The organism is Parasphingomonas caseinilytica (assembly GCF_036663755.1).
Taxonomy (GTDB): domain Bacteria; phylum Pseudomonadota; class Alphaproteobacteria; order Sphingomonadales; family Sphingomonadaceae; genus Sphingomonas.
In genome coordinates this window covers 1,246,667-1,270,620 of the sequence record NZ_JAXOJL010000001.1, presented here as the reverse complement: position 1 = coordinate 1,270,620, position 23,954 = coordinate 1,246,667, and the positions used below count along the sequence as shown (strand labels likewise).

Sequence of the window (23,954 nt, the reverse complement as noted above, 5' to 3'; positions counted from 1 at the left end):
GTCATCCTGAAACAAGTTCAGGATGACGGTGGAGGTTGAGACGGGAACGGGTGGTTTGCGGGATGGAAAGTCCCTAAATCACCCGCAATGTCATCCCCCAATGCCCCCGACCGGTTCAACGAAGAGAAATCCGCCTTTGCCGTGCGCGGCGGGGGCGATGCGCCGGATATCGAGGCGGGCGTCGCGGCGATCCGCAACGTGCTGGCGACGCTGCCGACCCGGCCCGGTGTGTACCGGATGCAGGATGCGCGCGGCGACGTGTTGTATGTCGGCAAGGCGCGCGCGCTGAAGAACCGCGTGACTAACTACACGCAGATCGACCGACTTTCGAAGCGGTTGCAGCGCATGGTTGCGCAGACGCGGTCGATGACGATCGTGACGACCAACAACGAAGCCGAGGCGTTGCTGCTCGAGGCGCAGCTAATCAAGCGCTATCGCCCCGCCTATAATGTGCTGCTGCGCGACGATAAGAGTTTCCCGTTCATCCTGCTGCGCTCCGATCACGAATTTCCGCGCATCCAGAAACATCGCGGGGCGCGGCGGGCGAAGGGCAATTATTACGGGCCGTTCGCCAGCGCAGGATCGGTCAACAATACGCTGAACGCGTTGCAGAAGCTGTTTCTGCTGCGATCTTGCACCGACGGCTTTTTCAAGACGCGCGACCGGCCGTGCCTGCTGTACCAGATCAAGCGTTGCTCGGCACCGTGCGTGGGGCGGATCTCGAAGGAGGATTATGCCGATCTGAACGACGATGCGAAGGCGTTCCTCGGCGGCAAATCCACGCAGGTTCAGGCCAAGCTCGGCAAGCAGATGGAAGCGGCGGCGGAGGCGATGGACTTCGAACTCGCCGCTATCCTGCGCGATCGGTTGCGCGCGCTGACCTTCATCCAGGGCACGCAGGCGATCAATGCGGAAGGCGTGGGCGACGCCGATATCTTCGCGATGGCTAATGCCAATGGCGTGATGGGCATCCAGGCGTTCTTCATCCGTGGCGGGCAGAATTGGGGGCATCGCAGCTTCTTCCCCGCGCACACCAACGATGTCGCGGAAGACGAGGTGCTGACCAGCTTCCTGATGCAATTCTACGAGGAAGTGCCGCCGCCGCGCACGATCCTGCTGGATCGCGACCTGCCCGAAGCGGAGTTGCTGGGCGAGGCGCTGGGCGGGTCGGTCGGGTTCAAGGTGAGCCTGTCGGTGCCGCAGCGGGGCACGCGGCGGCGGCTGCTCGAACAGGCGCAGCGCAATGCGGTCGAGGCGCTGGAGCGGCGGCTGGCGGAAAGCACGACGCAAGCGAAATTGCTGCGCGAGGTGGCCGAACTGTTTGATCTGGCCGAGCCGCCGGACCGGATCGAGGTCTACGACAACAGCCATATCCAGGGCACCGCCGCGGTCGGCGCGATGGTCGTCGCCGGGCCGGAAGGGTTCCGCAAGGGCCAGTATCGCAAGTTCAACATCAAGAATCCGGACACGCTGCCGGGCGACGATTTCGGGATGATGCGCGAGGTGTTCCAACGCCGTTTCGCGCGCGCGCAGGCTGAGGATCCCGATCGCGATGCGGGCGACTGGCCCGATCTGGTGCTGATCGACGGCGGGCGTGGGCAGCTCAAGGCGTGCAAGGCGGTGCTGGAGGAGATGGGGATCGAGGACGTGTGCCTGGTCGGTATTGCCAAGGGGCCGATGCACGGGCGCGACGGGCGTGAAGTGTTCCACATGCTTGACGGACGCGAGTTCCAGTTGCCGGTGAATGCGCCGGTCCTGTTCTACCTCCAGCGGCTGCGCGACGAGGTGCACCGCTTCGTGATCGGCGCGCATCGCGACAAGCGCTCCAAGGCGATCGGCGCGTCGCCGCTGGACGAGGTTCCGGGGATCGGCCCGGCGCGCAAGAAGGCGTTGCTGATGCATTTCGGCACCGGCCGCGCGGTGCGCAATGCGAGCCTCACGGATCTGCAGCAGGCACCGGGGGTGTCGGCGGCGGTGGCGCAGCAGGTTTACGATTTCTATCATGGGCGGTGAGGGGCTTAATGCTGGGAATAATCTTTCCCCGACCCGCTTGCCGCCCATCCGAGCCGCGCTAGACTGATCCCCGTATCTGGGGGTAAATTCATGTTTCGGCGTACGATCTTCTTCGCCCTGCTCGCATCGGCCGGGGTGGCGCATGCGGGCGACAAGCCGCTGTATGCGCCGGCGCCGGATTGGGTGAAGCCCGCGCCGCCGATCGACACGGCGAAGATCAAGGACGATTCGCCGATCTTCCTGATCCTCGACAGCCAGCAGCGGCTGAAGGATGGCGAAGTGACCGTCTATGCCGAGACGGCGGCGCGTGCCGCATCGACGCAAGTGCTGGATTCGCTAGGCACGGTGACCTTGCCGTGGCAGCCCGACAAGGGCGATTTGATCATCCACAAGGCGGAGATCGTGCGCGGGACGGAGCGGATCGACCTGCTCAAGAGCGGCGAACGCTTTTCGGTCCTGCGGCGCGAGGAGCAGTTGGAGCAGCGCATGCTGAACGGCGTGCTGACCGCGACGATGGCGGTGGAGGGGCTGCGCGTCGGCGATGTGCTGCACCTCGTCTTTTCGACCACGCAGAAGGATGCGGCGTTGCAGGGCAATGTGCAGGCCTTCGCGCAACTGGCTACCGATCCGGTGCGCGCCGATTTCGGCCGCGTGCGCATGCTGTGGCCCGAGGGGCGGGATGTGCGGTGGCAGGCGGATGGCAGCGGGGTGACGCCGGTCGTGACCAAGACCGGCGGCTATAACGACCTGACGATCACCGTGCCGCTCATCAAACAGCCCGAGATGCCGGGCGATGCGCCGCCGCGCTATCGCCATACGCCGTTGCTGGAGGCGACGAGCTTCGCCGATTGGGCGGCGATCTCGAAGGTGATGGCACCGTTGTACGATACCAAGGGAGCGATCGTGGCGGGGAGTCCGCTGGCGGCGGAAGTTGCCAAAGTTGCCGCGCAAACGCCCGATCCGCTGAAGCGGGCGGCCCTCGCGCTGCAACTGGTGCAGGATCAAATACGCTATCTTTTCAAAGGCATGGACGGAGGGAACTATGTGCCGCAGACGCCGGCCCAGACCTGGTCGGTGCGCTATGGCGATTGCAAGGCCAAGACCGTGCTGTTGCTCGCGATCCTGCGCGAGTTGGGGATCGAGGCGGAGCCGGTGCTGGCCAACAGCAAGTTCGGCGATTGGGTGCCGCAGCGGTTGCCGACGCCCGGCGCGTTCGATCATGTCTTCGTGCGAGCGACCGTGGGTGGCGAAAGCCTGTGGCTCGACGGCACCGGTGCCGGTGCGCTGCTGGCCGATATTCGCGATACGCCGCCGTTCCGCAACGTGCTGCCGCTGCGCGCGGGCGGCGCGGGGCTGATGCCGATCCCATTGCGCTTCAACGCCCGGCCCGATCTGGCCGCGACCCTGACACGCGACGAATCCGCCGGGGTGAATCTGCCCGCGCCGTTCACGCTGGCGATGACGATGCGCGGACCGCTGGCCCAGATCCTGCGATCGGCGCAGGGGCAGGCGAGCAAGGATCAACTGACCCAGATGGCCGCCAAGATGAGCGAAGGCTATGTCGGATCGGGCGCCACGATCGTCACGCGCACGCTGAAGTTCGACGAGGCCAGCGGCACCGCGACCGTTACCGCGACCGGCGTGACCTATCCGTCCTGGAATCGCGAGAACGAACGCTATCGCACGACGATCGACGCCGCGCTGGACGGGCTGAAGTTCGAACCCGATCGCAGCCGTACGGCGTGGCGCGACATTCCGGTGAGCAGCGGCGACAAGGCGACCTATACGTTGCGTACGCGGGTCCACCTGCCGGAAGAGGGCAAGGGTTTCACGCTGGAGGGCAATCCCAAACTGTCCGAAATGCTGGCCGGGGCGCAGATCGATCGCACCTCGTTACTGGCCGATGGCTGGTTGACCAGCGACGTGACGATGCAGACGAATGGTGCGGAGATCGCCGCCGCCGACATTCCGGCGGCGCGGCAGAAGCTGGCGCAGGCCAAGCAGCATCTGCTCCGCGTGATCGCGCCCGAGGCCTATCCCGCCGAGTGGCAGGTGATCCAGGCGGGCAAGGCCGCGCACCGGTTCGACGCGATTCTGGCGGTATACAAGGCGGGGATCGCGGATCAGCCGGACAAGGCTGAACCGTTCACCAACCGCGCCTGGTTCCTGGAGCGGATCTATGACTGGCGGCCGGCGATCGAGGATATCGGCCGTGCGATCGCGACCGATCCGACCGCCGACAGCTATCTGTGGCGCGGGCGGCTGTACTGGACCGTCGGCGAGAAGGACAAGGCGCTGGCCGACATGCTGGAAGCGCGCAAGGTGGACCCGGCGTCCGACGTGGTGATCCAGCGCCTCGCCGGCCTGTATGCCGATCGCAAGGAATACGACAAGGCGCTGGCGCTGCTCGACACGCGGATCGAGGATGGCGGCAAGGACAAGGCCGATTTCATGCTGGGCAAGGCCGACGTCCTCAGCCGGGCGGGGCGGAAGGACGATGCGATCGCGACGATCGATGCGGCCGTCGCCGCCAAGCCCGGCGCGCCCGATCTGCTCAACCAGCGCTGCTGGCTGAAGGGAACGCTGAACGTGATGCTCGATACCGCGCTGAAGGATTGCACCAAGGCGATCGCGCTCAGCGATTCGTCGGAAAAGGTGCTCGATAGCCGGGCGATGGTCTATTTCCGCATGAACCAGATGGAGGACGCGCTGTCGGACCTGAACGCTGCGCTGGACCAAGATCCGGGCCTTGCCGCCAGCCTGTATATGCGCGGCGTGATCCGCAAGAAGCAGGGCGATGCGAAAGCGGGGGAGATCGATCTGGCGGGTGCGCGGCTGATGCGGCCGACGATAGACCAGACCTATGCGCAGTTCGGGATCGTGCCTTGAGAAGGTGATGCGAGGTGAGGTTTTAGCTTAGCCCCTCCCCTTCAGGGGAGGGGTTGGGGTGGGGCCGTGCCGCATATTCTGGCGCTGGTCTCTTCGAGACGGGACTGCCCCACCCCAACCCAGCTTCGGGTAAACCGTGCCCCGCACGGTTTAGGTCATGCCGGGGGCATGACCGACCCGAAGCTCCTGAAGGGGAGGGGCTAAGAGTGGCTAAGTTAGAAATCCAATCCACCCATATTGGGGAAATCTTCACCCTCGCGTGCCTAAGCCTGGGGCATGACCCAAGTTTTTCTGACCGTGGACACCGAGATCGCGTGGCGGCATCATGCGGCCGGGCTCGAGATGCCAACTTTGTTCGAACGTTCGATCGAACCCGCCGGGGTCGGCATCAGCTATCAGCTCGGGCAATTGGCGCGATATGGGTTGAAGGCGTGCTTCTTCGTCGATCCGATGCCGGCCCTGCTGTTCGGGCTGGAACCGTTCCGCCGCCTGATCGGGAATATCCGCGAGGCAGGGCAGGAGGTGCAGTTGCACCTGCATCCCAATTGGACCGGCGCGCGGGCGGACGATCAGGGGCGCACGCATGCGCGGTTCGAGATGGTCGAATATACCGAACAGGATCAGGAGGCGCTGATATCCGGCGCGCGCGATCTGCTCGTCGCGGCGGGGGCGGAGGCGCCGGTCGCGTATCGCAGCGGGTCCTATGCCGCGAACGACGCGACGTTGCGCGCGCTGCACCGGCTGGGGCTGAAATACGACAGCAGCCATAACGGCGCGGAGCATCCGTGGCCCAGCCTGATCGACCTGCCGGTGCGCCAGATCGCACCGGTCGAACATCAGGGTGTGATCGAGGTACCGGTGACGGTGATCGAGGATCGGCCGGGATCGCTGCGCAACTTCCAGATCTGCGCCTTGTCGAGCGGCGAGATGCAGGCGGCGCTGGATCATGCGGTGGACCAGCATCATGCGGCCGTGACGATCGTCAGCCACAGTTTCGAACTCGCCAACCGATCGGGCACACGCCCGAACAGCGTGCATGTGCGCCGGTTCGAGGCGTTGTGCACGATGCTGGCCGAACGGATGGGCAGCCTGCCGACGACGCACTTCGCCGATGCCGATCTGCGGCTCGACAGCCCGGACGTGCCGCTGGGGCCAAGCCCGCTCCGGTCGAGCTGGCGGCAGGCCGAGCAATTATGGTCGAACGTGATCGAGGAACGCGCGGCTTGAGCGCGCTTCCCCAGATGTCGGTGCCTTCACCCTTGCGGTTCCAGATCGGGGCGCGGACGCTGGGATCGATCCAGCGCAATCTGGTGCGTGTGCCGCTCGATCTGGCGGATGTGCTGGGCGGACGGTTGCCGATGCTGCCACCGCTGGATGCGGCGGCGGACGGATATCAGGTGACGTCGCTGCCGGCCGACCGGCAGGAGGCGATGGGGTTCGTCGGTGCGGGCATGATCGCCTTCGTGCGGCAGACTTACGTGCGATATTATGCCGATCTTTCGATCGGTTACGATCGATATCTCGAAACGCTGTCGGGCAACACGCGCAACGGATTGAAACGCAAGACCAAGAAGATCGCCGGCCTTTCGGGTGGCACGCTGGACGTGCGAGCCTTCCGCACGCCGGACGAGCTGGTGGCGTTCCATGAAGTCGCGCGGGGGATTTCCGCGCGGACCTATCAGGAAAAGCTGCTCGGATCGGGCCTGCCCGAGGATGGCGGCTTTTTGCAACGCATGTATGCGATGGCGGCGGCGGATCAGGTCCGCGCGTGGCTGCTGTATGTCGGCGGCGAGCCGGCGGCGTACCTCTATTGCCCGATCCATGATGGCACGGTGATCTATCAGTTCGTGGGGCACGATCCGGCGTTCGGCGATCTGTCGCCGGGCAGCGTGCTGCATCTGGCGGCGATGCGCGACTTGCAGGACGAGGGAAACCTGACGCGGTTCGACTTCACCGAGGGCGAGGGGCAGCACAAGCGCCAGCTATCGACCGGCGGCGTGGCGTGCGTCGATCTGCTGCTGTTGCGACGGTCGATCGCCAACCGTGCGACGATCACGGCGCTCGGCACGTTCGACGGCGGCACGGCGCTGGCCAAGACGCTGGTGCAAAAATACGGGCTGGGCGATCTGGCGCGGAAGATCCGGCGGGCGTGATCGGAGCGCATGGTGTAAGGCGGGCGCATGCATCTGCGCGCCGAAGCCCTGATCCTCGCCGTCCGTCCGCATGGCGAGAACAATGCGATCGTGCGCACGCTGACCGCCGAGCATGGGCTTCAGGCGGGGTATGTGCGCGGCGGGCGATCGCGGCGCATTCGCCCGATCCTGCAACCGGCCAATCTGGTGCTGGGCGAATGGCGCGCGCGGACCGAAGAGCAACTCGCCGGGCTGACGCTGGAACTGATCCACAGCCGCGCACCGTTATATGGCGAGCCGTTGCCCGCCGCGGCGCTGGAATGGGTGACGGCGCTGACCGCGACGGCCTTGCCCGAGGGGCAGCCCTATCCGCGCCTGTACGGCGCGCTGGACGGGGTGATCGGGGCGATCGAGGCGGCGCCGGCGGCGCGGGGCTGGGCGGTGGCGCTCGCGCGCTACGAACTGTTGGTGCTGGCGGAACTCGGCTACGGGCCGGAGATGGACGATCTGCCCGACATCTTGCGCACCGGCGGCGAGGCGGGGTGGGACGATATCCTGGCCGCGTTGAAGGTGACGGGCCGCGCGCTGGAGGCGGATGTGCTTACCGATCGGCGGGCGGAGACGCTGGCCGGGCGCGCGCGTCTCGTGGAGCGGCTGAAAAGGGCGGTTGCGTGAGGGCGGACGGGGCGGCAAAGGCAGCACCACGCATCGGGGTGGGAATTTGATATGCCATTGATCGCAATTCTGGCCGGCGACGGGATCGGCCCGGAAGTGACCGCCGAGGCGCGGCGCGTGCTGGATGCGCTTCACCTCGATCTGACGTTCGAGGAGGCATTGGTCGGCGGCGCGGCCTATCATGCCACCGGGCATCCTTTGCCGGCCGAGACGCTGGCGCTGGCGAAGCGTGCCGATGCGATCCTGTTCGGCGCGGTCGGCGATCCGTCCTGCGATGCGCTGGAGCGGTCGCTGCGGCCGGAACAGGCGATCCTGGGGCTGCGCAAGGAACTGAGCCTGTTCGCCAATCTGCGCCCGGCGAAGCTGTTTCCGGGGCTGGAGGATGCCTCGGCGCTGAAGCCCGAGGTGGCGGCGGCGATCGACATGGTGATCGTGCGCGAACTGAACGGCGACGTCTATTTCGGCGAGAAGGGCTTCCGCACCAGCGCGGGCGGCCTGCGCGAGGGCTATGACGTGATGTCCTATGACGAGGCCGAGGTGCGACGCATCGTCGTCGTCGGCTTCGAAATGGCCAAGCGCCGCAAGCAGAAGATCTGTTCGGTCGACAAGGCCAACGTACTGGAGACGTCGCAATTGTGGCGCGACGTGGTGAACGAGATTGCCGTGGATTATCCGGAAATCGCGCTGACCCATATGTACGTCGACAATTGTGCGATGCAGCTCGTGCGCAATCCCGGACAGTTCGACGTGATCGTCACCGGCAATCTGTTTGGCGACATATTGTCCGATCAGGCGAGCATGTGTGCCGGGTCGATCGGGATGCTGCCGTCCGCATCGTTGCGGGCCTGGAGCGGGGATAATGGCCTGTACGAGCCGATCCACGGCAGCGCGCCGGACATTGCCGGACAGGGCAAGGCCAACCCCTGTGCGACGATCCTGTCGGCGGCGATGCTGCTGCGGCATTCGCTGGGGCTGGACGATGCCGCCGAGCGGATCGAAGCGGCGGTGGGCAAGGCGCTGACCGATGGCGCGCGGACGGTCGATCTTGGCGGGACATTGTCGACCAGCGCGATGGGCGATGCGGTGCTGGCCGCTCTCGAGGAAGTGCAAGCGTGAGCGAAACCCTGGAACTCGCGGTCGTCATCCCGACCTTCAACGAATCGAAGAATGTGCCGTTGCTCGTCGCCAAGCTGGATGCGGCGCTGGCGGGGCGCAATTGGGAAGCGATCTTCGTCGACGACAACAGCCCGGACGGCACGGCGGATGCCGCGCGCGAGATCGGACGGCGCGACCCGCGCGTGCGGGTGATCCAGCGGATCGGACGGCGCGGGCTGTCCTCGGCGTGCATCGAGGGGATGTGCGCGACGGCCGCGCCGGTCGTCGCGGTGATCGACGGCGATCTTCAACATGACGAGACGATCCTGCCCAAGATGCTGGATGCGTTGCAGGCCGACGGGACGCTGGACGTGGTGATCGGATCGCGCTTCGTCGATGGCGGAGGCACGGGCGACTGGGACAGCGACCGGGTGGCGAAATCCGCTTTCGCGACAAAGCTTTCGCGGCAGGTGTTGAAAGCCGATCTCAGCGATCCGATGAGCGGGTTCTTCATGATCCGGGCCGGCATCGTGCGCGATCTGACGCCGCATCTGAACGCGATCGGCTTCAAGATCCTGCTCGATCTGATGACCGGTTCGCCCCGTCCGCTCAAATTCCTCGAACTGCCCTACACGTTCCGGGTGCGCACCGAGGGCGAGAGCAAGCTCGATCACGTCGTGGCTATGGAATATCTGATCGCGATCTACGACCGGATGTTCGGGCGGATCATTCCGGTGCGCTTTGCGATGTTTTCCGCGATCGGCGCGCTGGGGGCGCTGGTGCATTTCATCGTGCTGGGTCCGTTGTTCAAGGAAGGGATTCTGAGCTTCCTGTGGGCGACGATCGTCGCGACCGTCGTGGCGATGACGTTCAACTTCTTCCTGAACAACGCGCTGACGTATCGCGACAGCCGGTTGAAGGGCGCGAAGCAATTGTTCGACGGATGGCTGACCTTCTGTCTGGTCTGTTCGGTCGGCGCGGTGGCGAATATCGGGGTTGCGGCGTTCCTGTACGATGCGAAGGCGGATACCTGGGCGCTCTCGGCGCTGGCGGGGATCGCGGTGAGCGCGGTGTGGAATTATGCGCTTTCGTCGCGGTTTACGTGGGGGCGGTATTAAGGCCCAGATTTAGGGCCAGGTCGGGAACCACATCCAGCGCTGGAAGGCCTGGGGATCGGGCAAGGCTGCCGCCGAGATGATCGGGTAGAAGATCAGGAACAGCCCGGCGCTGAGCGCGAGGAACGCCTCGTCCCAATGCGGGTGCCGCACGCGCAGATCGTCGAACGCCGCGGCGAGCGCGAGGCACAGGAAGATCGTCGAGGGGTAATAATAATAGAAGAATCCCAGCGATTTGGGGATGATTGCCCAGATCAGTAATGAAGCGAGCCAGATCGCCGCCACGCCGGCCAGCCTGCCCGAACCGCGTTGCCACCCAGCCCACAGGCAATAGCCCACCGCGATCAGTCCACCCCACAGAATCGCCGGATTGCCGAGCAGCAATATGCCGCGTTGCGCGCCGTCGACCGCCTCATAAAGATACCAGATCGGGCGGACCATCAGCGGCCAGGTCCACCAGGTTGACTGATAGGGATGCGGGGGCAGGATCTGGGTCTGCTGCTGATACATGATATGCTGGAATGGCAACAGCTTGCCGAGGGTCATTGCGTCTTGCGCGTAAAAGAAGGCGGGTGCGAAGGTGAGCAGATAGACGAAGATGCTGACCCCGCCGAGCGTCGCCAGCGCGGGAATGGTGCGCATTCCACGCCAGTGCGCGCCACCGTTTCGGGCGTCGCGCCAGCGTATCACAAGGAACGCCATGCCGGCCCACGCGACATAAGGCGCCGCCGCCCATTTCACGCCGACCGCCAGGCCGAGCAGGACGCTACCGAGGATCCAGTGCCGCCACACCCGATCCGGCGGGGCATAGGCCGAGCGCAGCAAAGCGAGGATGGCGAGCAGCAGGAATGCGGCCATGAATCCGTCGAGCATGCCGATCCGCGCCTGGATGAAGACGGTGAAGTTGAGCATCGCGAGCAGCGCGCCGACCACCGCCGGGCGCACGCGGTGGAACAGCACCCACAGGATCCAGAACACCGCAAGCACCACCGCCGTCGCCGCGATGGCCGAGGGGATGCGCCAGCCATATTGATTGTCGCCGAACAGCAGGATGCCGAGCGCGATCAGCATCTTGCCGAGCAGGGGATGTTCGATGTTGGTCGGCGCATCGAGCGTGAGCAGGATGCGCGCGGCGCGGACGTAATGCACCTCGTCGAACACAAGAATGCTCGGGCGCGAGATGTTGAGCGTGAACAGGAACTGCGCCGCCACGCCGATCGCCGTCGCGGTGAGGATCGGGCGGGGCGGGGCTGGGGTTTGGGGCATCTCGTCAATGCTTACCGCGCACTTCGTGCTGCGTCATCCCGTCCGGCGCACTGTTCCCCGGCGAAGGCCGGGGTCCAGTCGGGAGGTGCAAGTTGGCAGACGCTGCGCTTCGTAACCACAACCTTAGCGACTGGACCCCGGCCTTCGCCGGGGAACAAGAAGCACGAGGAAAGCGCATAGCCATTGACGGAGGGCGACCCCTCCCGGCAAAGCGTGCCCCATGAAACGCCGTACCGGACAGAACCGCGACATCACCGCCAAATGGCGCCCCGCCACGCAGGCCGTGCGCGGCGGCACCGCGCGCAGCGAGTTCGGCGAGACGTCCGAGGCGCTGTTCCTGACCTCCGGCTATGCGTACGATTGCGCCGCCGATGCCGCCGCGCGCTTTGCCGGCGAACAGGTCGGCATGACCTATTCGAGGTTGCAGAACCCCACCGTGCAGATGCTCGAGGAGCGCATCGCCTTGCTCGAGGGTGCGGAAGCGTGCCGCACGATGACCACCGGCATGGCGGCGATGACCGCAGTGTTGCTGTGCCAGCTCGAACAGGGCGACCATCTGGTCGGTGGGCGTGCGGCGTTCGGGTCGTGCCGCTGGCTGACCGATACGTTGCTGCCCAAATTCGGCATCCAGACGACGATCGTCGATGCGCGCGACCCGCAGGCGTTCGCGGATGCGGTGCGGCCCAACACCAAGGTGTTCTTCTTCGAGACGCCGGCAAACCCGACGATGGACGTCGTGGACCTCAAGGCGGTGTGCGACATCGCGCGCCGGCACGGCATCATCTCTGTGGTCGACAACGCCTTCGCCACTCCCGCCTTGCAGCGTCCGATGGATTTCGGCGCGGACGTGACCGCCTATAGCGCGACGAAGATGATGGACGGGCAGGGCCGCGTGCTGGCCGGGGCGGTGTGCGGGACGAGCGCGTTCATCAACGACGTGCTGCTGCCCTTCACGCGCAACACCGGGCCGACATTGAGCGCGTTCAACGCCTGGGTGGTACTGAAAGGGCTGGAGACGCTTGATCTGCGCATCAACCGGCAGAGCGAGAATTCGCTGAAGGTCGGCCGCTTCCTGGAAAAACGCGTTCCGCGTATCCTGCACCCCGGCCTGCCGAGCCATCCGCAGCATAATCTGGCGATGAGCCAGATGAGCGCGTGCGGCCCGATCTTCGCGTTCGAGGTCGCGGGCGGGCGCAAGCAGGCGCACGGGCTGCTCGATGCGCTGGAACTGGTCGATATCTCGAACAACATCGGCGATTCGCGTTCGCTGATGACGCATCCGTCCTCGACCACGCATTACGGCGTCGCGGAGGACAAGAGGATCGAGATGGGCGTGACGGAGAACCTGTTGCGCCTGAACGTCGGGCTGGAGGATCCGGACGACGTGATCGCCGATCTCGACCAAGCGCTGACGGCGGTGGGGTTGTGAGCGCGGCTTTCGCCGTTTTCCGTTCTCCCGCGAACGCGGGAGCCCAGAGCCAAGAAGCGTTGCGCTCGCGGCCCTGGACTCCCGCTTTCGCGGGAGAACAGTTTGGGCGGGTGGGCCTGTGAAAGCGCTGTTCCCCAACGTCGCCGAGACGCGGGGGATCGTCGTGCGGGTGTCGGTCAGCTATCTGCCCGAACAGTCAGAGCCGCAGCGCGGGCGCTGGTTCTGGGCCTATCACGTGCGGCTGGAGAATGAGGGCAATCAGGCGGTGCAATTGCTCACCCGGCACTGGATCATCACCGACGGGCGCGGCGCGCGGCATTCGGTCGAGGGCGAGGGCGTGGTCGGCGAACAACCGCTGATCCTGCCGGGCGCGAGCTTCGATTACGTCTCGGGCTGCCCGCTGGCGACGCCCAGCGGCAATATGCAGGGCAGCTATCACATGATGGGTGAGGACGGCGCCGCGTTCGACGTGGACATCCCGAAATTCGCGCTGCTCGCGCCGGCGGTGGGGGCATGAGCGCCTTGTTTCTCGCTACCTACCATCGTCATCCCAGCGCAGGCTGGGATCTCGTGGGAACCGGCGCGCGTGAGCCGCTTGAGATCCCGGCCTTCGCCGGGATGACGGGTGTTGCGGCCGGAGTCTCCGAGCGATGAAACGCACGCACCTCCCGCTCAACGGGCTGCGCGTGCTGGACGCCGCCGCGCGGCATCTGTCGTTCACCCGCGCCGCCGACGAACTCGCCGTGACGCCCGCCGCCGTCGGGCAGCAGATCCGCGCGCTGGAGGATACTTTGGGCGTCGTCCTGTTCCGCCGCACCACCAAGGGCCTCGAACTGACTCCGGAGGGCGAGGCGGGCCTCGGCCCGTTGCGTCAGGGGTTCCTGGAGTTCGAGGAAGCGGTGCGCGCGATGCAGGCGGGCCAGACGTCGAAGTCGCTGACGATCGCCGCGCCGCGCGATCTGACCGAGAAGTGGCTGATGCCGCGCCTCGCCGCGATTGCGCGGGCCGACGCCGAACTGCGCTTCGCTCTGGTCTCCGCCGACGAGGATATCGATTTTACCGAGGCCAATCTCGATCTCGCGATCCGCTGGGGCGACGGGCCGGGCGCGCATGAGGGGGAGGCGCTGGAATCGGAGGGCATGGTGACGATCGCGCGGCCCGGCGGCGGGGTGGATACGCGGATCTCGTGGCCGGGCTGCCTGAACGACGATGCGGTGTCGCTGGTGCGCGTCGGCGATGCCGGCCTTGCGCTGGATGCCGCCGCCGAGGGGCTGGGACGCGCGACGGTGCCGGAACTGCTCGCCGCCGGCGATATCGCGGCGGGCCGCGTGGTCGTGCTGGGCGATGCGCAGCCTTCCGCCAAGGGATACTGGCTGGTCGCGCCGTTGCCGCAATGGCGGCAGAAGAAGGTCAAGGCGCTGGTGGAAGCGTTGACGGGGTGAGCGACACGTTCGAGACCGAACGGCTGCGGATTCGACCGCAGCGGATCGAGGATGCCGAGGCGCTGCATGAGGCGTATCGCGATGCCGAGCTGATGCGATACTGGTCGAGCGGTCCGCACGCCGATATGGCCGAAACCCGCGCCTATTTGGCGTTGCGGGGCGACCAGCGCGGCTGGGTGATGATCCGCAAGGATGACGATAAAGTGATCGGCACACTCTGGGCGGGCGCGCGGCGGCCCGGCGTGGCGGAGATCGGCTATATGCTGGTCCGCTCGGCCTGGGGGCAGGGTTTTGCGCGCGAGGGCGTCTCGCGTGTGATCGACCTGCTGATCCGCGACGAGGGGCAGCGCAAGATCTTTGCCGATACCGATCCCGACAATGAAGCTTCTAACGCACTGCTCGCATCGCTCGGTTTCCAGCGCGAAGGTTTGCTGCGCGCGGAATGGGAAACGCATATCGGCGTGCGCGATACCGTGGCGTGGGGCCTGCTTGCCGACGAATGGACCAGCCGATGATGCCTCCGCCCGATCTGAAGGATGCGGCGCAATTGGCCGCCTACAAGCGCGAACTGCGCTACGTCGCGCGGCCGTTGCGGCTGGCGGGGCTGGCGTTTGCAGTGCTTGGCGTGTTGCTCGTCGTGGGGCGTTTGCTGTGGTGGCCCGCGATGCCGGTGGCGATTCCGGGCGCGGCACTGGCGCTGGGCGCGTTCAACATGGTCGCGGGGATGGCGTTCCGGACCTTGTATCACGCGCGGCGGATGCGCGGAGAATAAGGGGCCAAAACTACCCCTCCGTTCGTCCTGAGCCTGTCGAAGGGCGTGTCCCGAGCGGACGAGTTGTTTGGAGCACGTGCTTCGACAGGCTCAGCACGAACGGAGGGGCGGCGGATAGCTATTCGGCCCTCAATCCCCTGCCGCGAGTTCCACGGCGCGGGCCATCAAGCCGGTGAAGCGGGCCTCGTCCACCGCCGATTTGTTGTCGTTCCAGCTGGCTGACATGGCGAACCACGTCCCGTCTTTGGCCTGGGCGAGCAAGGTCATCGCGATCACGCCGGGTTCGGAGCCACCTTTGTAGCCAAGATATTTCCAATGTCCGGCGGCCTCCGCGCCGACGCCTGAATTCTTGCCGAGGATCGCACGGACGCGCGCCGCCGGGCCGGTTTCGCTGTGGCGGCGGAGCCAGTCCATCACGCGGATCATATCGGCGGGGGTAGCGAACCATTCGATCTGGTCGATCAGCACCGGCTTGCCATCGGCGAACAGCGCCGTGTCGATCGCGGCATTGGGCATGGACGCGACGTCCCGGGCGAGAAACGCGCGCCGGCCCGCCGTGTCGAGGCTCGCCCAGCGCGCGCCCAATGGGCTGCCCTTCAGCTTGAACATCTCCAGCGCCCCCAGGAACGGCGTCATGCCCCGGAAGTCGCGGATGCCGACCACCGGCAGCATCGTCTCGACCTGCTCGCGGCCCAATGCCTTGAGCAGGATATCCGCTGCGCTGTTGTCGCTGACCGAGATCATCCGTTCGGCGAGATCGTGGAGCGATACCTTCGTGCCCGCCGGAGCGTGGGTGTACCCGCCGCCGGGCAGGGCGCTGCCGTCGAGCGTGACGGTATCGTCCCAATGCCGCGTGCCCGCCTCGATTCCGCGCACCAGTTCGGCGAGGATGACCAGCTTGAATTCCGATCCGATCGCGAAGGTCGCATCGGCACCGTGCGCGGTGAGGATTTCGGGCGCGTCTTTCCCCAGCTTCGCGAGCGCGAAGCCGGTCTTGCCGGACAGTTTCGCCAATTGGGCATCCACCTCGGCGAGCGAGGCTTCGTCGGTCGACATGCCGGTGATGCGTAGCCCCGTAACCTGCTGGGTCTGCGGGTCGACAGCGATCTGCGCGCTGGCGCGGCCGCGTTCATAGGCGATGACGATGGCGGCGCTCCAAGGATTGACCGGAGTGATGCTGTCCACGCGGAGCGCCATGCCGCCGGTCGCCGCAAGTTGGTGCGCGAAGCCGTCGAACGCGGTTTTGGGGACCGCGCCGATGAACGCGGGCGAGAAGGTGGCGCCGTAATCGCCGCGGCCGTTGAGCAGGGGGACGAGGTCGTCGATCCGGCGCTGCAGTTCCGGGGCGGGCTGGATTGGGGCCGGCGTCACGGCAGGGGGCTGTTGCTGGGCGGTGGCGGGGAGGGCGATCAGTAAGGCGGCTAGGCTGGCGAGTGCGTGGCGCATCGGGTGCTGCATCCTTGGCGGTGTTGCGTCGCGATAAGCGGCTGGCTTGCTGGACACAACGGTCCTTTGGGAGAGCGGACGTGTTCCCCTCCCTGGAAGGGAGGGGCAGCGCAAGATCTTTGCCGATACCGACCCTGACAAGCTGCTTCCAACACGCTGCTCGTCTCGCTCGGGTTCCAGCGCGAAAGGTTGCCGCGCGCGAACTGCGCTACGTCGCGCGGCCGTTGCGGCTGGCGATCCGGACCTCGTATCATGCGCGGCGGATGCGCGGGTAATGGCTCAGCGCGTCAGATCGAGCATTTCCAGTCTCGGCGCCGGATCGCGTGTGCGCAAATGCGTGCTGGTGCCACCTGTCGTCCAGAACGCGGTCATCGTGTACCGTTCGACGCGTTGCATGCCCGTTTGGCCCGACATGGGCGAAAAAGCCGAATATTTGCGGCCTGCGATCGAATTGGTCACAAGCTTCGGCCAGCTACCCGAAACGGACTGACTCTGCCGCAAGATGTCGACATCGCTCACCTTGCCGTCCGCTGAAATCCAGAAGCCGACATCGATCCATTGATCATCGACATCGGCCATCTGCACCCGGTTCATATTGCCCCGGGCCAGCCGGGCATGCGTATCGACCTCGATAACGGGCGCATATAACAGCAGGGGGGTTTTCCCGCCGGATAATTTGGCGTTGGCGATCAGCTCGTCCACGGCGGTCATGTTGCCGCGCTTGACCGCCATGCGCGCCTGCAAGACACGGGCGGCCATGACGAAGCGGCTGAGGCGCGGATCGCGATCTTCGATCAGATCTTGCAACTCCTGCTCCGCCAACGGGCGGTACGCGGTGTTCTGGCTGGCCATTGCCGCATATAAACCCGCGACGCGCAACCGGGCATAGCCCTCGGTCACCGGCAGATCGCGTTTTCGGGCCTGTTTCGCGACGTCGCGGTAGATTTCCACTGCCATGCCGATATCGTCGACCCGTGCCCTGCTATCCCCGACTTCGATCCGTGCATCGAGGATGCGAGGATCGTTTTCGGGCAGGTTGTCCTTCAGGATGCTCGCGGCGTCACGGGTGGCGGCGAGATAGCTTGTTTTCTCGCCGAGATGTGCGGCAACCCGTCCACTGGCGCGCAATAGGTCGGACACGTCCACCGGCAAGTCCTTGGCGTGTTGCCGGTTACGCCTGATCGACTCAAGCAGGGCCGTGCGCGCCATTTTGTATTCGCCGGCCACGAAGGCATTTTCGACAAGCGCCAGTGTCGCATCGATATCTTCTTTCGGCGGGCATCCGCGTGCCAGGCAGGCCGCAAGCCGCGCCCGGGTGGTTTCGAGCGGAATACCGGTTACTACGATACCGCGCTCCGCCGTGCCGGCGGAAGGCGCGGCGTTCTGCGCGGCTGCGGGTACCGAAAGCGTGACGATCGTCATCATGACAAGCGGTTGAAGCATCATTCTCATGCGTCGATTGCCTCCTCGTCGATCCTCGCGGCATTTTCCTGGATGAAGGCGAAGCGGTGGGCGGGGTTGTTGCCCATCAAGCGATCGACCAGATCCTTCACGCCCGCGCGCTCCTCATATTCCTGCGGCAGGGTGATGCGCAGCATGCTCCGCGTCTTCGGGTCCATCGTCGTTTCGCGCAATTGCATCGGGTTCATCTCGCCGAGGCCCTTGAAGCGCGCGACATCGACCTTCTTGCCCTTGAACGCGCCGTTCTCGATTCTGGTCCGGTCGGCATCGTCCATCGCATAGAGCGATTTCGTGCCGGCGGTGAGGCGATAGAGCGGCGGTTGCGCGAGATACAGGTGCCCGCGCCGCACCAGTTCCGGCATCTCCTGAAAGAAGAAGGTCATCAGCAGGGTGGCGATATGCGCGCCGTCGACATCGGCGTCGGTCATGATGACGACGCGTTCGTAGCGCAGGTTTTCCGCCACGCAATCCTTGCGCGTGCCGCAGCCGAGCGCCTGGATCAGATCGGCGATTTCCGAATTGGCGGCGATCTTCTGCAGCGTCGCCGAGGCTACGTTGAGGATCTTGCCACGAATAGGCAGGATCGCCTGCGTCTTGCGATCGCGCGCCTGTTTCGCGCTACCGCCGGCGCTGTCGCCCTCGACGATGAACAGTTCGGTGCCCTTGGGATCGTTGGCCGAGCAATCGGTGAGCTTGCCGGGCAGGCGCAGCTTGCGTGCGCTGGTGGCGGTCTTGCGCTTGACCTCGCGTTCCTGCTTGCGGCGCAGGCGTTCGTCCATCCGTTCGAGGATATAGCCGAGCAAGGCCTTGCCGCGTTCCATGTTGCGGCTGAGCCAATGGTCGAAATGGTCGCGCATCGCCTTTTCGACCAAGGCGGCGGCCTCCGGGCTGGTCAGGCGATCCTTGGTCTGGCTCTGGAATTGCGGTTCGCGGATGAAGACGCTGAGCATCAATTCGCTGCCGACCATCACGTCATCGGCCGTGATGTCCTTGGCCTTCTTGTTCCCCACCAGATCGCCGAACCCGCGCAGGCCGCGTACGAGGGCGGCGCGCAGGCCCGCCTCGTGCGTGCCGCCGTCGGGCGTGGGGATGGTGTTGCAATACCAGCTATAGGAACCGTCGCTCCATAGCGGCCAGGCGACCGCCCATTCGGCGCGGCCCTGATTCTCGCCCGGGAAATCCTGCGATCCGGCGAAGAAATCGGCCGTGGCGCATTCGCGGCCGGCGATCTGATCCTTGAGGTGATCGGCGAGGCCGCCGGGGAACTGGAACACCGCGTCGGGCGGTGTTTCATCGGTGATCAGTTCCGGCGAACATTTCCAACGGATCTCGACACCGGCGAACAGATACGCCTTGGAGCGCGCCAGTTTGTACAGCCGCGCCGGTTTGAAATGCAGTTCCGGGCCGAAGATCTCGACGTCCGGCACGAAACTGACCGAAGTGCCGCGCCGGTTGGGGGTGGGGCCGAGTGCCTCCAGCGGCCCCTGCGTGATCCCGCGCGAGAAACGCTGGCGATAGAGCGTCTTGTTGCGCGCGACCTCGACGATCGTGTCGGAGGACAGCGCATTGACCACGCTGACGCCCACGCCGTGCAGCCCGCCGCTGGTGGCATAGGCCTTGCCGTCGAACTTGCCGCCGGAATGCAGCGTGGACAGGATCACCTCCAGCGCGCTCTTGTCCGGGAATTTCGGATGCGGATCGACCGGGATGCCGCGCCCGTTATCGACGATGGTCAGCCGGTTGCCCGGTTCGAGGTGCATCTCGATCCGCGTCGCATGGCCCGCGACCGCTTCGTCCATCGCATTGTCGAGCACTTCGGCGGCAAGGTGGTGGAGCGCGCGCTCGTCGGTGCCGCCGATATACATGCCTGGCCGGCGGCGGACGGGCTCCAGCCCCTCCAGCACTTCGATCGAGGATGCGTCGTAATCGGTGGTGGCATTGGTCTTGGAAGCGAACAGGTCATCGGCCATGCCCCAGCTATAGGGGCGTGAGGGGGCGGGTGCCAAGCGGTCGGACGACGATCGTTACGGGTCGGTGTGACGATTATGACACATGACATGGAAATGTCGGAACCGATGCGGCTTTATGGCGTGAGCATCGTTCCTGCTGCTGCAACGCACCATTTGGAGTAACACGATGCGCAGCCAATTTTTCCTTTCCCTCGCCGCCGGCACCGCCGCGCTCACCATGGCCGCCCCGGCCTTCGCCCAGGATGCCGCGCCGGAGCGCGCTCCGTTCGACGGCCTCTATATCGGCGGCTCGGTGGGCTACGACGCCCAGGCGAGCGACCAGCGCACGGTGCTGTTCGATCGCAACCTCGACGGCACGTACGGTGAGACCGTGACGACCGCGACCGGTGCCAACGCTTTCTCGCCCGGCTTCTGCAACAGCGCGGCCACGTCGACCGCGCCGGTCGCCTGCCGCAACGACAAGGACAACATCTCCTGGACCGCGCGCGTCGGTTTCGACAAGCAGTACGGCAACATCGTTGTCGGTGCCGTCGGCGAAGGTGGCAAGACCTATATCAGCGATGCTCAGAGCGCCTTCAGCACCACGCCGGCCTTCTACACCTTCACGCGCAAGGTCGATTATCTGGCCAGCGTGCGCCTGCGCGCCGGTTATGCCGCGAACAACACGTTGTTCTACGCAACCGGTGGCGGCCTCTATGCCAATCTGAAGCATGCGTTCGGCACGTCGAACACCGCGAACACCTTCACGGCACGTGGCAAGGACGATGCCTGGGGTTACGCCGTCGGCGGCGGTATCGAGCAGAAGCTCGGTCGCAACTTCTCGATCGGCCTCGAATATCTGTTCAATCAGGTCAAGGACGACAAGTACGTCGTGCGCGTGACGCAGGGCAGCGCTCCGGCGACCAACCCGTTCGTGCTGGCACCGAACACGTCCGGCACCGACATCAAGCGCGGTGACCCGAACTTCCGCTGGAACAGCGTGCGCGCCGTGGCGTCGTTCCGCTTTTAAGAGATGTGCGAAATGTCCCGGTCCTGATGGATCGGGGCATTTTCAGGTCGGGAGTTTGCAGCCCGACCGGCGCGGCCCCGGGATCCATGGCTCGGACAGCAATCTAGTCACCCGGACGACCCACGCTGCCATGCATAAGAAAATCCCCGCCGTGGCAGATGCCGCGGCGGGGTTTTCATTTTACCGGTTCCGTGTCCCGCTCAGCGAACGCGAGCACCACCGAAGGGCAGCGGCGGCGGCGGGCGGCGATCGCGGCGCGGCAGCTGCGCCTGATAGGCGTGGCCGCAATGCGCGACGCAATACGGGAAGCCCGGATTCACCTTGTCGCCGCAGAAGTGAAAGTCCGGCTCGCCCGGGTGACCGAGCGGCCATTTGCAGACCTTGTCGTTCAGATCGAGCAGGCTCGTCTTGTTGGCCATCTCCGCCGACGGTTTGGCGGGGACGAGGCGACGCGGCGGGGCTGGCGTGATCGGGGCCTGCTGTTCGCCGGGTGCCTGACGCAGGAAGCCGCCGGGGCCGACCGAGCGCATGATCGGCGGGGGTGGCGCGGCGGGCGCGGCGACGACGGCCGGTGCCTCGTCGATCTCGTCCTCATCCTCGTCGTCGATTTCCGGTTCCGGCGCGGGCACAGGCGCGGCGACGCGCTCGACCGGCTTGGGCGCGGGCGCGGCCTTCGGCGCAGGCGGGGCCTTGGCCTCGACCGGCGCGGCGGGAGCTGCGGCCGCCACGGGCTTTTCGGCCTTGGGCGCGGCGGGTTCGTTCGGCTTCACCGGCGACGGGCGCGATTGCAGGCCCAGGCGATGCGCCTTGCCGATTACGGCGTTACGGCTGACGCCGCCCAGTTCCTCGGCGATCTGGCTGGCGGTGCTGCCGCCCTCCCACATCTTGCGCAGCGTATCGATACGCTCGTCGGTCCAGCTCATTCTCTCGTCCTCGATTAGCCAAGCCGGGTTGCGGGCAGCCCGCCCACGCTTTAGCGCGTGAGCTATGAGCCAGCCCCCTACCGGTCAAATACCTTCGGCAGTGATGAACGCCCCCGGCGTGCCAGTGATTCGGAACGTCAATTGGGGCGGTCTTCGAACGCTCTATATCAAGGAGGTGCGGCGTTTCTTCAAGGTCCACCTGCAAACGGTGTGGGCGCCCGCGATCACGACATTGCTGTTCCTGATCGTTTTCAGCATCGCGACCGGCGCGAAACTGCCGGTTCATATCGGCGGCGTGGAGATTCCGTTCGCCGAATTCATCGCGCCGGGCCTGATCATTTCGCAAGGCATGATGGGGCCGGCCTTCGCCAATGCCAGCTTCTCGCTGATGGTCGGCAAGATCCAGGGCACGATCGTCGATTATCTGCAACCGCCGCTATCGACGATGGAATTGCTCACCGCGCTGCTGGGCGGGGCGATGACGCGTGCGTTCATCGTCGGCTTCGTCGTGTGGGCGGCGATGATGCTCTACGGCGTGCACCTGATCCCGGTGCATTTCTGGGCGGTCCTGTGGTTCGGGTTCCTCGGCACGATGTTCCTCGCCTTGCTCGGCGTGATCACGTCGATCTGGGCGGACAAGTTCGATCATGCCGCCGCGGTCACTAATTTCGTAGTCACGCCGCTCGGCCTGCTGTCGGGCACCTTCTATTCGGTCGACAAGCTCGCGCCCGGCTTCCGCGCGTTCAGCCATGCCAACCCGTTTTTCTATATCATTTCGGGCTTCCGTTACGGTTTCCTTGGTGTCGCCGATTCGCCGATCTGGATCGGCAGCCTGTTGATCTTCGCAATCGACGCGGTGCTGGCGATCGGCTGCTACGCGCTGCTGCGCTCGGGCTGGAAGATCAAGAACTGAGGCGGCGCAGCGCGGTGTTGCGCTGACGCCACCTCCCTCCTAAAAAGCAGGCCGGGCGACCGAATGGGTCGCCCTTTTGCTTTTTGGGAGACCCACCGTGCCGATCACCCCCCTGATGCCCGTGTACCCGCGTTGCGGCGTGCGCCCGGTGCGAGGCGAGGGGGTGTATCTGTTCGGCGAGCAGGGCGAAAAGTATCTCGATTTCGCCAGCGGCATCGCGGTGAACGCGCTCGGCCATGGCCACCCCAAGCTGGTCGAGGCGATCGCCAAGCAGGCCGCGACCCTGATGCACGTGTCGAACCTGTACGGCTCGCCGCAGGGCGAGAAATTCGCGCAGCGGCTCGTCGACAACAGCTTCGCCGATACGGTGTTCTTCACCAATTCGGGCGCGGAGGCGGTGGAATGCGCGATCAAGACCGCGCGGCGCTATCATTTCGCCAACGGCAATCCGCAGCGGCACACGCTGATCACCTTCAACAACGCGTTCCACGGCCGCACGATCGGCACGATCAGCGCGACCAACCAGCCGAAGATGCGGGACGGGTTCGAGCCGCTATTGTCCGGTTTCAAATACGCGCCGTTCAACGATCTCGCCGCTGCGCTTGCTTTGGTCGATGAAGGCACCGCCGGCTTCCTGGTCGAGACGATCCAGGGCGAGGGCGGCGTGACCGCCGGCACGGACGAGTTCATCCAGGGCCTGCGCAAGGCGTGCGACGAACACGGCCTGCTGCTGATCCTGGACGAGGTGCAATGCGGATACGGCCGCACCGGCAAGATGTGGGCCTACGAACATGCCGGCATCACGCCGGACATCATGTCGGTCGCCAAGGGCATCGGCGGCGGCTTCCCGCTGGGTGCGTGCCTCGCCACGGAAGAAGCGGCCAAGGGCATGGTGATCGGCACGCATGGCTCCACCTACGGCGGCAACCCGCTGGCGATGGCGGCGGGCGAGGCGGTGCTCGACGTGATCCTGGAAGACGGCTTCCTCGACCGCGTCGCGACGATGGGCGAACGGCTGCGCTCGGCGCTCGAACAGATGATGCCGAACCATGATGGCGTGTTCGACAGCGTGCGCGGACGCGGGCTGATGACCGGCATCAAGCTGAAGGATGCGGCGGTCGCACGGGATTTCGTGGCGCATGCGCGCGACCATCACGGGTTGCTGACGGTCGCGGCGGGCGAGAACGTCGTGCGCGTGCTGCCACCTTTGGTGATCGAGGAAGACCACATCGCCGAGTTCGTCGAGAAACTGAGCGAGGCGGCGCGGACGTACGAGCCGGCTTAGGTGGAATGACTATCAACCGTTCGTGCTGAGTAGGGGCTGAGTAGCCGAAGGCGTAGCGAAGACCCGTATCGAAGCATGGTTCGTGCCCCGAACCTGTCCTTCGATACGCGCCTTCGACA

At 65.5% G+C, this 23,954-nt stretch carries 20 protein-coding genes; 15 read left to right on the top strand and 5 right to left on the bottom strand.

What is annotated here, in order from left to right:
• Window positions 1-87 precede the first annotated feature (87 nt).
• The 7 genes from uvrC (at window position 88) to U1738_RS06020 (ending at window position 9,922) form a co-directional block, all read left to right on the top strand.
• A complete protein-coding gene (gene uvrC, locus U1738_RS06050) occupies window positions 88-2,013 on the top strand; it encodes an excinuclease ABC subunit UvrC (RefSeq protein WP_332788103.1) in 1,926 nt (641 codons plus the stop codon).
• Window positions 2,014-2,103: 90 nt separating this feature from the next.
• The gene (locus U1738_RS06045) at window positions 2,104-4,902 is read left to right on the top strand and encodes a DUF3857 domain-containing protein (RefSeq protein WP_332788102.1); all 2,799 of its coding nucleotides are present in this window, start codon (window positions 2,104-2,106) and stop codon (window positions 4,900-4,902) included.
• 276 nt (window positions 4,903-5,178) lie between these two features.
• Complete coding sequence (locus U1738_RS06040; RefSeq protein ID WP_332788101.1) at window positions 5,179-6,129, top strand: polysaccharide deacetylase family protein; 951 nt, start codon at window positions 5,179-5,181, stop codon at window positions 6,127-6,129.
• Window positions 6,126-7,055: a GNAT family N-acetyltransferase gene (locus tag U1738_RS06035; protein WP_332788100.1), complete on the top strand. Its 930-nt coding sequence runs from the start codon at window positions 6,126-6,128 to the stop codon at window positions 7,053-7,055. Before U1738_RS06040 ends, U1738_RS06035 begins: the two co-directional genes overlap by 4 nt.
• 27 nt (window positions 7,056-7,082) lie before the next feature.
• Window positions 7,083-7,709, top strand: a complete 627-nt coding sequence (gene recO, locus U1738_RS06030; RefSeq protein ID WP_332788099.1) for a DNA repair protein RecO — start codon at window positions 7,083-7,085, stop codon at window positions 7,707-7,709.
• Window positions 7,710-7,760: 51 nt separating this feature from the next.
• Window positions 7,761-8,825: a 3-isopropylmalate dehydrogenase gene (gene leuB / locus U1738_RS06025; protein ID WP_332788098.1), complete on the top strand. Its 1,065-nt coding sequence runs from the start codon at window positions 7,761-7,763 to the stop codon at window positions 8,823-8,825.
• Window positions 8,822-9,922 carry a glycosyltransferase family 2 protein gene (locus tag U1738_RS06020; protein WP_332788097.1) on the top strand — a complete coding sequence of 367 codons (1,101 nt, stop codon included), beginning with the start codon at window positions 8,822-8,824 and terminating at the stop codon, window positions 9,920-9,922. Before leuB ends, U1738_RS06020 begins: the two co-directional genes overlap by 4 nt.
• A 9-nt stretch (window positions 9,923-9,931) precedes the next feature.
• On the opposite strand, the gene U1738_RS06015 is transcribed toward U1738_RS06020, so the two are convergent.
• On the bottom strand, window positions 9,932-11,185 hold the full coding sequence (locus U1738_RS06015; protein ID WP_332788096.1) for a phospholipid carrier-dependent glycosyltransferase: 1,254 nt from the start codon (window positions 11,183-11,185) through the stop codon (window positions 9,932-9,934).
• A gap of 220 nt (window positions 11,186-11,405) precedes the next feature.
• Between U1738_RS06015 and U1738_RS06010 the strand changes: the two genes are divergently transcribed.
• From U1738_RS06010 to U1738_RS05990, 5 genes are all read left to right on the top strand, one after another.
• Entirely contained in the window at window positions 11,406-12,614 is a 1,209-nt protein-coding gene (locus U1738_RS06010; protein ID WP_332788095.1) for a trans-sulfuration enzyme family protein, read from the top strand.
• A 118-nt stretch (window positions 12,615-12,732) separates the two neighbouring features.
• Window positions 12,733-13,131 carry a Co2+/Mg2+ efflux facilitator ApaG/CorD gene (apaG, locus tag U1738_RS06005; RefSeq protein WP_055777125.1) on the top strand — a complete coding sequence of 133 codons (399 nt, stop codon included), beginning with the start codon at window positions 12,733-12,735 and terminating at the stop codon, window positions 13,129-13,131.
• A 133-nt stretch (window positions 13,132-13,264) separates the two neighbouring features.
• Window positions 13,265-14,056, top strand: coding sequence for a LysR family transcriptional regulator (locus U1738_RS06000; protein WP_332788094.1), 792 nt, complete (start codon window positions 13,265-13,267; stop codon window positions 14,054-14,056).
• Window positions 14,053-14,571: a GNAT family N-acetyltransferase gene (locus U1738_RS05995; RefSeq protein ID WP_332788093.1), complete on the top strand. Its 519-nt coding sequence runs from the start codon at window positions 14,053-14,055 to the stop codon at window positions 14,569-14,571. The genes U1738_RS06000 and U1738_RS05995 overlap by 4 nt, the downstream gene beginning before the upstream one ends.
• Window positions 14,568-14,828, top strand: coding sequence for a hypothetical protein (locus U1738_RS05990; protein WP_332788092.1), 261 nt, complete (start codon window positions 14,568-14,570; stop codon window positions 14,826-14,828). Before U1738_RS05995 ends, U1738_RS05990 begins: the two co-directional genes overlap by 4 nt.
• A gap of 129 nt (window positions 14,829-14,957) precedes the next feature.
• On the opposite strand, the gene U1738_RS05985 is transcribed toward U1738_RS05990, so the two are convergent.
• From U1738_RS05985 to parE, 3 genes are all read right to left on the bottom strand, one after another.
• Window positions 14,958-16,274, bottom strand: a complete 1,317-nt coding sequence (locus tag U1738_RS05985) for a serine hydrolase (RefSeq protein WP_332788091.1) — start codon at window positions 16,272-16,274, stop codon at window positions 14,958-14,960.
• A gap of 279 nt (window positions 16,275-16,553) precedes the next feature.
• Window positions 16,554-17,699 carry a hypothetical protein gene (locus tag U1738_RS05980; RefSeq protein WP_332788090.1) on the bottom strand — a complete coding sequence of 382 codons (1,146 nt, stop codon included), beginning with the start codon at window positions 17,697-17,699 and terminating at the stop codon, window positions 16,554-16,556.
• Window positions 17,700-17,722: 23 nt separating this feature from the next.
• Entirely contained in the window at window positions 17,723-19,705 is a 1,983-nt protein-coding gene (parE, locus tag U1738_RS05975; RefSeq protein WP_332788089.1) for a DNA topoisomerase IV subunit B, read from the bottom strand.
• Window positions 19,706-19,871: 166 nt separating this feature from the next.
• On the opposite strand from parE, the gene U1738_RS05970 reads away from it, so the two are divergent.
• Window positions 19,872-20,714, top strand: a complete 843-nt coding sequence (locus U1738_RS05970; RefSeq protein WP_332788088.1) for an outer membrane protein — start codon at window positions 19,872-19,874, stop codon at window positions 20,712-20,714.
• 200 nt (window positions 20,715-20,914) lie between these two features.
• Here the strand turns inward: U1738_RS05970 and U1738_RS05965 are convergent, their stop codons facing one another.
• Complete coding sequence (locus tag U1738_RS05965; RefSeq protein WP_332788087.1) at window positions 20,915-21,637, bottom strand: GcrA family cell cycle regulator; 723 nt, start codon at window positions 21,635-21,637, stop codon at window positions 20,915-20,917.
• Between the two features lie 103 nt (window positions 21,638-21,740).
• On the opposite strand from U1738_RS05965, the gene U1738_RS05960 reads away from it, so the two are divergent.
• Both U1738_RS05960 and U1738_RS05955 read left to right on the top strand, forming a co-directional pair.
• Window positions 21,741-22,550 carry an ABC transporter permease gene (locus tag U1738_RS05960; protein WP_332788230.1) on the top strand — a complete coding sequence of 270 codons (810 nt, stop codon included), beginning with the start codon at window positions 21,741-21,743 and terminating at the stop codon, window positions 22,548-22,550.
• 97 nt (window positions 22,551-22,647) lie between these two features.
• The gene (locus U1738_RS05955; protein WP_332788086.1) at window positions 22,648-23,835 is read left to right on the top strand and encodes an aspartate aminotransferase family protein; all 1,188 of its coding nucleotides are present in this window, start codon (window positions 22,648-22,650) and stop codon (window positions 23,833-23,835) included.
• The last annotated feature ends 119 nt before the right edge of the window (window positions 23,836-23,954 follow it).